We start from the raw sequence: 8326 nt of genomic DNA, 5'->3' as shown, positions 1-8326 counted from the left end.
AAGCGGATGTCCATGTGCTCGAAGCGGTCCTTGTTCTTGGAGCCATAGGCCATGACCGCGATGAGCGCCACGGCCAGCCCGGCGAACACTGCGAAGGTCAGCGGCTTCCCGGGGTCCAGCCCCTCAGAGGCAGAGATCAGGGACGCCCCGAACGTCGACGCTGCGGTGATGTATATTATGCCCACGAGGCCGGTGACCATCCGCTGGGGCATCCGGTTCTTGGACCAGCATTCATAGTGGGATCGCAGCGCCTGGTACGCCGGGACCATCAGCGCGGCCGCGGATGCCAGGGTGATGATGAACAGCGGCTGGAACAAAGCATCGAACAGGAGGTACGAGTAGAGCATCAGGGCGATCAGGCCCGGCACCAGCACCGCCAGCGAGTATTCGATGATCTTCTGCGCCCTATCCAGCCGGCGAGCCGCCTCGACACACGAACCGCCCATCCCGTCCCATCCCGGGGGGCCATCCGCATGCCGTGCTTAATACGCTATCGGCATGCGGATCGCCGGGGATAAGCAGCCCCTAACCGGGCTGCCAAGGGTTTAGAGCACTATGAAAAAGTCGATCGGAACGGTCTCTCCCCTCTGGAGGGTGACGGTCCTCGTCTGATCTCCTTCTATAATGCTGCCATGGACGTCGAGTACGATCTCATACGTGGCATTATCTCCGAAGAACAGGGGCTTGAAGGCGAAGTTCCAGTCCGCCCCGTTAGTCAATGTTTTCTTGCCCACTTCGTTCCCGTTCACTGTGAGGGTCACATCTATGGGCTCGTCCGAAAAGAGGTTGTTCACATTGATCTGTATCTCGCCGGAGCTTCCGAACCATCCCTTACCATATGTCGAGGAATAGTTGAACGCGAGCGCCAAGGCCAGGACGACCAGGAGCGCCACTACCGCTATAGCGATCTTTCCCATCTTCTTCATTTCTGACTCACCTCTTGGTCACGCGCAGGTAAGGCCTGCGCGTGCCTGTTCATCCTCAAGGGGTTAAAAGAACAATCCCACGTCATTCGCACGACGGGGAATGTGGCCGGGCCCTCACCCCATCCTGTGCGAACAGTGTTCATGTTGGAGACCATGAGGGGGGGGGGAATCCCACACCGGCCGGAGCTCCTGGAATTGCTGAGGGGCGCTGGGCGCCCCCCCGCGGTCCTTCTGCGCCCGAGTGGTCAAGGAGCGTTCACAAGACCGGAACGGCATCGCCCGGAAAATAGGTTTATATATGCCGCCGAATTCGCATATTTATCCGGATGCCGCGGAAGGGCGCCGCGGCGAAAGGGCCCGCGGTCGCGTTGACCGCTCCTCCCCTCAGCATCATCCAGATGAAAAAATGCCCCACCGAATGATTTTAATAATCGAGTTCATTAAGAGTTAAGCTGAACGGGTACTGAAAAACCCTTAACAGTTAAATATAACTATCATAATAGGGAGCCCGCTTCTGATAAGAAGGTGAAACATTGGCTAGAGGTCTTTACACGGCTAGGAAGCTCGCGAGCGACCGTCAAAAGTTCAGATGGTCCGACAGCACGTACAAGCGGAGGCTATTGAAATTCCGGGAGAAGTCTGACCCCCTCGAGGGCGCATCCCAGGCCCGCGGCATCGTACTGGAAAAGGTCGGTATCGAGGCGAAGCAGCCTAACTCCGCCATCAGAAAGTGCGTCAAGGTCCAGCTTATCAAGAACGGCCGTCAGATCACCGCTTTCGCGGTCGGCGACGGCGCCATCAACTTCATCGACGAGCACGACGAGGTCCTCGTAGAGGGCATCGGCGGCAGGCTGGGAAGGTCCTACGGTGACATTCCCGGCGTTCGTTACAAGGTAATCCAGGTAAACAATGTTTCTCTCAACGAGCTCGTCAGGGGCCGAAAGGAGAAGCCGGTGAGGTGAACACTGTGGAAACTGAAACTCAAGTTCAGAGCGGCGTGCTGCTCTTCGGCAAGTACGAAATGACCGGAATCGGCATCAGGGATGGCGGCCTAGCCAAGTACATAGACCTCACCCCCATCACCGTTCCCCACACTGGCGGGAAGCATGCCAACCGGTCCTTCGGCAAGTCCAAGATGAGCATCGTCGAGCGTCTGGTCAACAACCTCATGAGGACCGAGGTCTACACCGGAAAGAAGGCCAAGTCCGTCAAGGCCGTCCAGGACGCTTTCGCGATCATTGCGCAGAAGACCAAGAAGAACCCGATCCAGGTCCTCGTGGAGGCGCTGGAGAACGCCGCGCCCCGTGAGGAGATCACCAGGCTGCAGTTCGGCGGGATATCCGTGCCCAAGGCTGTCGATGTCGCTCCCTCCAGGAGGTTGGACATCGCCTTGAGGAACATCGCCAAGGGAACTGTGGACGCATCTTTCAAGAACAAGAAACCTGTCGAGGAGTGCCTCGCCGACGAGCTTATACTAGCTTCCAAGGGCGACATGAACTCCTTCTCCGTCTCCAAGAAAGAGGAGCTCGAGAGGGTAGCGGCCTCGGCCCGTTAAGTGTACTACATACGAATCAACAGGTGTTAATATGGGACGCAAGGAAGACAACATAGCAAGGGCCCAGGCGATCTCCAAGAATCCCGAGTTCATAAGGAACATCGGGACCGCCGCGCACATCGACCACGGCAAGACCACGTTGAGCGACAACCTCATCGCTGGTGCCGGGATGATGTCCGAGGACCTCGCCGGAAAACAGCTCATGCTCGACTTCGACGAGCAGGAGCAGGCCCGCGGTATCACCATTAATGCCGCCAACGCATCCATGGTGCACCGCTACGGCGGCAAGGAGTACCTGATCAATCTTATCGACACTCCCGGTCACGTCGATTTCGGCGGTGACGTGACCAGGGCCATGAGAGCACTGGACGGCGTCATCATTCTGGTGTGCGCGGTCGAGGGCATCATGCCCCAGACCGAGACCGTCATCAGGCAGGCGCTCAAGGAGAGGGTCCGCCCGGTCCTGTTCATCAACAAGGTGGACAGGCTGATCAATGAGCTGAAGGTAACTCCTGAGGAGATGCAGAAGAGGTTCACCACCATCATCACCGAGGTGAACCGCCGTATCATATCCCAGCTGCCCGAGCCCTTGAACAAGCAGTGGCAGGTCAGGCCGGAGGACGGCAGCGTCGCCTTCGGCAGCGCGTTCCACAACTGGGCCGTCAACGTGCCCTACATGAAGAAGACCGGCATCAACTTCAAGGACGTTTACGAGTACTGCAAGAACAACGACCAGAAGACCCTTGCCAAGAAGTCCCCCGTGCACGAGATCCTGCTGAGCATGGCCATCGAGCACGTGCCCAACCCCCTGGACGCCCAGAAGATCCGTATCCCGGTCATCTGGAAGGGCGACATGGAGTCCGATGTGGGCAAGTCCATGATGCACTGCGACGCCAGCGGCCCGGTCGCCCTGATGGTCACCAAGATCATCGTCGACCCCCACGCCGGCGAGGTGGCCATGGGCCGCCTGTTCTCCGGGACCCTCACCCGCGGCCAGGAGCTGTGGGTGTCCGGGATGCCCAACGTGCAGAGGTCCCAGACCGTATCTCTCAGCGTAGGTGCAGACCGGATCCCCATCGACCATATGGAATGTGGGAACATCGTCGCCGTGGCCGGCCTGAAGGACGCCATGGCCGGTTCCACCGTTTCCTCCGAGAAGGGCATGGAGCCGTTCGAGAAGATCTCCCACTATACCGAGCCCGTAGTCACTGTCGCGCTGGAGGCCAAGCACATGAAGGACCTGCCCAAGCTGGTCGAGGTGCTGAGGACCGTGGCCAAGGCCGATCCGTCCATCCAGGTCGAGATCAACAACGAGACCGGGGAGCACCTCATGTCCGGCATGGGCGAGCTGCACCTGGAGATCACCACCTACAGGATCGTCAACGACCACAAGGTCGAGATCAAGTCCTCCCCGCCCATCGTGGTGTACAGGGAGAACGTCCGCGGCAGGAGCCAGGTCTTCGAGGGGAAGTCCCCCAACAAGCACAACCGCTTCTTCGTGGAAGTGTCCCCCCTGGAGCAGCCCATCGTCGACGCCATCAAGTCCGGCGAGATATCGGTGGAAGGGAAGATTAAGGACGCCAAGGAGCTGGCCAGGAAGCTGGCCGAACTCGGCATGGAAAAAGATGAGGCCAAGGGCGTTGTCATGTTCAAGGACAACAACGTCTTCATCGACGGGACCAAGGGTATCCAGTACCTTAACGAGACCATCGAGCTGTGCAAGCAGGGGTTCGAGGAAGCTATGAACCTCGGCCCCCTGGCCCAGGAGAAGGTCATGGGCCTGAAGGTAAAGCTCATGGATGCCAAGCTGCACGAGGACTCCATCCACAGGGGCCCCGCGCAGGTCATCCCCGCGTTCAGGTCCGCCGTGTACGGCGCGATGTGCCTGGGCCAGAGGGTTCTGATGGAACCTCTGACCAAGATCTTCATCAACTGCCCCGAGGCCGTAATGGGCGACGCTCTGCGCGAGCTGCAGCAGAGGAGGGGCGTGATCGAGGATATCAAGCAGGAAGGCGAGGCCACCATCATCGTCGCCAAGGCGCCGGTGGCGGAAATGTTCGGGTTCGCCTCTGCGATCCGCGGCGCGACCCAGGGAAGGGCCCTGTGGTCGACCGAGAACTCCGGGTTCGTACCTGTGCCCCCTGAGCTGCAGACCAAGGTGGTCGCTGAGATCAGGACCAGGAAGGGACTGAAGCCAGAGCCGTACGACGCAGCGTACTATTCGGGCTGAGGAGTGAAAAACGGTTAAATACGAAAAACAGTATGGAGTAAAAACCGAATAGATGTATATAAAATCATAGGAGGCAGAAACATGGCAGAAAAACCACACTTGAACCTAGTCTTTATCGGTCACGTCGACCACGGCAAGTCCACCTCTGTAGGCAGGATGCTGGCCGACACCGGAAATGTAGATGCGTACCTGATCGAGAAGTACAGGAAGATGGCCGAAGAGAAGGGAAAGGCTACCTTCGAGTTCGCCTGGGTCATGGACTCTCTGAAGGAAGAGAGGGAGAGGGGAGTTACCATCGATGTTGCCCACAAGAGGTTCAACACCGACAAGTACTACTTCACCGTCATCGACGCTCCTGGCCACCGTGACTTCGTCAAGAACATGATCACCGGTACCTCCCAGGCCGACGCCGCCGTTCTGGTCGTGTCCGCCATTGAGGGGCCCCAGGCCCAGACCAAGGAGCACATCTTCCTGGCCAGGACCCTCGGTGTGAAGCAGATCATCATCGGCATCAACAAGATGGACGCCACCAAGCCTGCCTGGTCCGAGGAGCAGTACAAGAAGGTCAAGGAGGACGTTGGCAAGATCCTGAAGTCCGTCGGCTACAAGCTCGATGAGGTACCGTTCATTCCGTACTCTGCCTTCAAGGGCGACAACGCCACCAAGGCGTCCGCCAACATGTCCTGGTACAAGGGCCCCACCCTGCTGGACGCCCTGAACAACCTGAAGGAGCCCGCGAAGCTCACCAATCTGCCCCTCAGGCTGCCTATCCAGGATGTCTACACCATCACCGGCATCGGCACCGTGCCTGTCGGCCGTGTCGAGACCGGCATGCTGAAGCCCGAGACCAAGGTCATGTTCGAGCCGTCCCACGTGGTCGGTGAAGTGAAGTCCATCGAGATGCACCACGAGCAGATGCCCCAGGCCCTGCCCGGTGACAACGTCGGCTTCAACGTCCGCGGCATCGCCAAGAACGATGTCAAGAGGGGCGACGTGGCCGGTCCCGTGGACAGCCCGCCCACCGTGGCCAAGACCTTCACCGCGCAGATCATGGTCCTGAACCACCCGTCCGTGATCACCGTCGGATACACCCCGGTGTTCCACTGCCACACTGCTCAGATCGCCTGCACCTTCATCGAGCTCCAGAAGAAGCTCGACCCCGCCACTGGCGCCACCAAGGAGGAGAACCCCCAGTTCCTCAAGACCGGGGATGCCGCCATCGTCAAGATCCAGCCCTCCAGGCCCATGGTCATCGAGAAGGCCAAGGAGTTCCCCCAGCTCGGCAGGTTCGCCATCCGCGATATGGGTGCGACCGTCGCTGCGGGCATGTGCCTGGACATCGAGAAGAAGGAGCAGTAAACCCCTTCCCTCCCAAATTTTTTGGGGGAACCACATATGGCACAGAGAGCAAGAATATCGCTGAGCGGCACTGACCCCAAGAAAGTGGACAGTGTCTGCGGTCAGATCAAATCGATCTCGCAGAGGACTGGAGTGGCCATCCGCGGCCCCATCCCCCTGCCCACCAAGAGGCTCGTGGTCCCGGTGAGGAAGAGCCCCGACGGAGAGGGCTCGGAGACCTGGGATCGCTGGGAGATGCGCATCCACAAGCGCCTGATCGACCTCGACGCCGATGAGCGGGCGTTGCGCCAGCTCATGAGGATCCAGGTCCCTGACGGTGTGAACATCGAGATCGTCCTGAGGTCCTGAACGCGAGAAACGGTTTCCCAAACCACTTAAGGCCCATCATTTTTGCGCGGTTCTACCACGTCCATGAATTTCTGCCGGCCGCCGGATGATCAGGGCCATTTCTCTCCATTTTCCTTTCATTTTGACCTCTTTACAACTTGGCAATTTGCCAACTTTGCATTATGACAACATTTTTTAGCTCGGCGCCCATCCACACAGCCGAGAGACCATGAGGAGCGATCAGGTCAAGAAAGGATTGGACAAGGCCCCCAGCAGGAGCCTTCTGCGCGCCAGCGGGATCACCGACGAGGATATGCCGAAGCCGTTCATCGGCATCGCCAATTCCTGGAACGACGTGGTCCCTGGGCACGTGCACCTGAACGCCCTGGTAGAGGAAGTGAAGAAAGGCATAATCGAGGCCGGAGGGGTGCCCTTCGTGTTCGGTGTCCCCGCGGTCTGCGACGGCGTGGCCATGGGCCATTCCGGGATGCGCTACTCGCTTCCATCCAGAGAAACGATCTCTGACTGCGTCGAGATCATGGACAACGCCCACATGTTCGACGGCTGGGTCGGCGTGACCAACTGCGACAAGATCACCCCCGGCATGCTCATGGCCGCGGGCAGGATCGACATCCCCGCGCTCATGCTGACAGGCGGTCCGATGAAGGCTGGGGAGATGGACGGCAATGTAATGGACCTGCAGAACATCTTCGAGGCCCTGGGATCCCACGCCGCCGGCAAGATGACCGAGGAAGAGGTCATCAGGGTGGAGAGGTGCGCCTGCCCCGGCGAAGGCTCATGCTCCGGCCTGTTCACCGCCAACACCATGGCCTGCCTAACCGAGGTCATGGGCCTCAGCCTGGTGGGCTGCGGTACCTCACTGGCGACCAGCCAGAAGAAGAAGGACATCGCTCGCGCCACCGGCCGGAGGATCGTCGAGCTTGTAAATCAGCACATCACCCCTCGGTCAGTGGTGACGCAGAACTCGTTCGTCAACGCCATCAAGGTGGACATGGCGATAGGGGGTTCCACGAACACCGCGTTGCACCTCCCCGCCATCGCCTCGGACTTCGGGCTGAAGGTCGACCTCTCCCTCTTCGACAAGGTGTCCAGGGAAGTGCCGCACCTCACCTCCATAAGGCCCTCAGGCCCCTACCACATGGAGGATGTAGAACGCGCCGGGGGCGTCCCCGCAGTGCTCAAGAGGCTTCAGGGCACCTTGTCAAACGAGATGACCCTGTCCGGCAAGAGGATCCACCAGATCGCTGAGGAGGCCACCGTCAACGATGGAGAGATCATCCGCCCGCTGGACCGCCCCTTCCACAGGGAGGGCGGCATCGCGGTGCTCTACGGCAACCTCGCTCCCCAGGGGTCGGTGATCAAGCAGGCCGCCGTCTCCGCCAAGATGATGAAGTTCACCGGGCGCGCCAGGGTGTTCGACTCCGAGGCCCAGGCCATGGAGGCGATCACCACCAAGCAGATCGTCAAGGGGGATGTCGTGGTCATAAGGTACGAAGGTCCGAAGGGCGGACCGGGCATGCCTGAGATGCTCTCCCCCACCAGCCTGATCTCGGGCATGGGGCTCTCCGACGACGTGGCACTGATAACCGACGGAAGGTTCTCCGGCGCGACCCGGGGGCCGTGCATCGGCCACGTGTCGCCAGAGGCCTTCGATAAGGGCCCCATCGCCGCCGTCAGGGACGAGGATATCATACAGATCGACATCCCCGCGCGCAAGCTTGAGCTCCAGATATCCAAGGAAGAGATGGAGGCGCGCCTGAGGGCCGTCAAGCCGGTGGAGCGCCCCGTCTCGGGCATCCTGGCGAAGTACCGCCGTCTGGTCAGGAGCGCTGCCGAGGGCGCAGTTTGCAAGTGAGCGCCCGAAACCCCTTTCACCTTACTCCCTTTCCGTCCCGCCCTCCGAGCTCG

Annotated in this window: 8 protein-coding genes; 6 read left to right on the top strand and 2 right to left on the bottom strand. The window is 59.9% G+C overall.

Translation table 11 applies throughout. The annotated features are described in order from the left end of the window. On the bottom strand, nucleotides 1-446 hold a 446-nt coding region (locus WYS_RS06770), incomplete at its 3' end, for a hypothetical protein (protein WP_026068888.1). Between the two features lie 99 nt (nucleotides 447-545). Continuing rightward, entirely contained in the window at nucleotides 546-926 is a 381-nt protein-coding gene (locus WYS_RS06765) for a hypothetical protein (RefSeq protein ID WP_019177415.1), read from the bottom strand. A 533-nt stretch (nucleotides 927-1459) separates the two neighbouring features. Here WYS_RS06765 and WYS_RS06755 point away from each other — a divergent pair. From WYS_RS06755 to ilvD, 6 genes are all read left to right on the top strand, one after another. Beyond that, entirely contained in the window at nucleotides 1460-1888 is a 429-nt protein-coding gene (locus WYS_RS06755) for a 30S ribosomal protein S12 (protein WP_026068887.1), read from the top strand. Continuing rightward, entirely contained in the window at nucleotides 1885-2481 is a 597-nt protein-coding gene (locus WYS_RS06750) for a 30S ribosomal protein S7 (RefSeq protein ID WP_081579877.1), read from the top strand. The genes WYS_RS06755 and WYS_RS06750 overlap by 4 nt, the downstream gene beginning before the upstream one ends. 31 nt (nucleotides 2482-2512) lie before the next feature. After that, nucleotides 2513-4711 carry an elongation factor EF-2 gene (locus tag WYS_RS06745; RefSeq protein WP_019177411.1) on the top strand — a complete coding sequence of 733 codons (2199 nt, stop codon included), beginning with the start codon at nucleotides 2513-2515 and terminating at the stop codon, nucleotides 4709-4711. 81 nt (nucleotides 4712-4792) lie between these two features. Further along, on the top strand, nucleotides 4793-6070 hold the full coding sequence (gene tuf / locus WYS_RS06740; protein ID WP_026068886.1) for a translation elongation factor EF-1 subunit alpha: 1278 nt from the start codon (nucleotides 4793-4795) through the stop codon (nucleotides 6068-6070). 36 nt (nucleotides 6071-6106) lie between these two features. Further along, a complete protein-coding gene (gene rpsJ / locus WYS_RS06735; protein WP_026068885.1) occupies nucleotides 6107-6418 on the top strand; it encodes a 30S ribosomal protein S10 in 312 nt (103 codons plus the stop codon). Nucleotides 6419-6626: 208 nt separating this feature from the next. After that, nucleotides 6627-8273, top strand: coding sequence for a dihydroxy-acid dehydratase (gene ilvD / locus WYS_RS06730; RefSeq protein ID WP_019177408.1), 1647 nt, complete (start codon nucleotides 6627-6629; stop codon nucleotides 8271-8273). The last annotated feature ends 53 nt before the right edge of the window (nucleotides 8274-8326 follow it).

It is taken from the genome of Methanomassiliicoccus luminyensis B10 (assembly GCF_000308215.1).
In the GTDB taxonomy this organism is placed as follows: domain Archaea; phylum Thermoplasmatota; class Thermoplasmata; order Methanomassiliicoccales; family Methanomassiliicoccaceae; genus Methanomassiliicoccus; species Methanomassiliicoccus luminyensis.
The sequence above is the reverse complement of the archived record's forward strand: the minus strand, read 5'-3'. Positions and strand labels throughout refer to the sequence as shown.

Coding starts and splice junctions, on each gene's coding strand:
- WYS_RS06765 (WP_019177415.1), bottom strand. CDS start 926: ATGAAGAAGATGGGAAAGATCGCTATAGCGGTAGTGGCGCTCCTGGTC.
- tuf (WP_026068886.1), top strand. CDS start 4,793: ATGGCAGAAAAACCACACTTGAACCTAGTCTTTATCGGTCACGTCGAC.
- rpsJ (WP_026068885.1), top strand. CDS start 6,107: ATGGCACAGAGAGCAAGAATATCGCTGAGCGGCACTGACCCCAAGAAA.
- ilvD (WP_019177408.1), top strand. CDS start 6,627: ATGAGGAGCGATCAGGTCAAGAAAGGATTGGACAAGGCCCCCAGCAGG.
- WYS_RS06745 (WP_019177411.1), top strand. CDS start 2,513: ATGGGACGCAAGGAAGACAACATAGCAAGGGCCCAGGCGATCTCCAAG.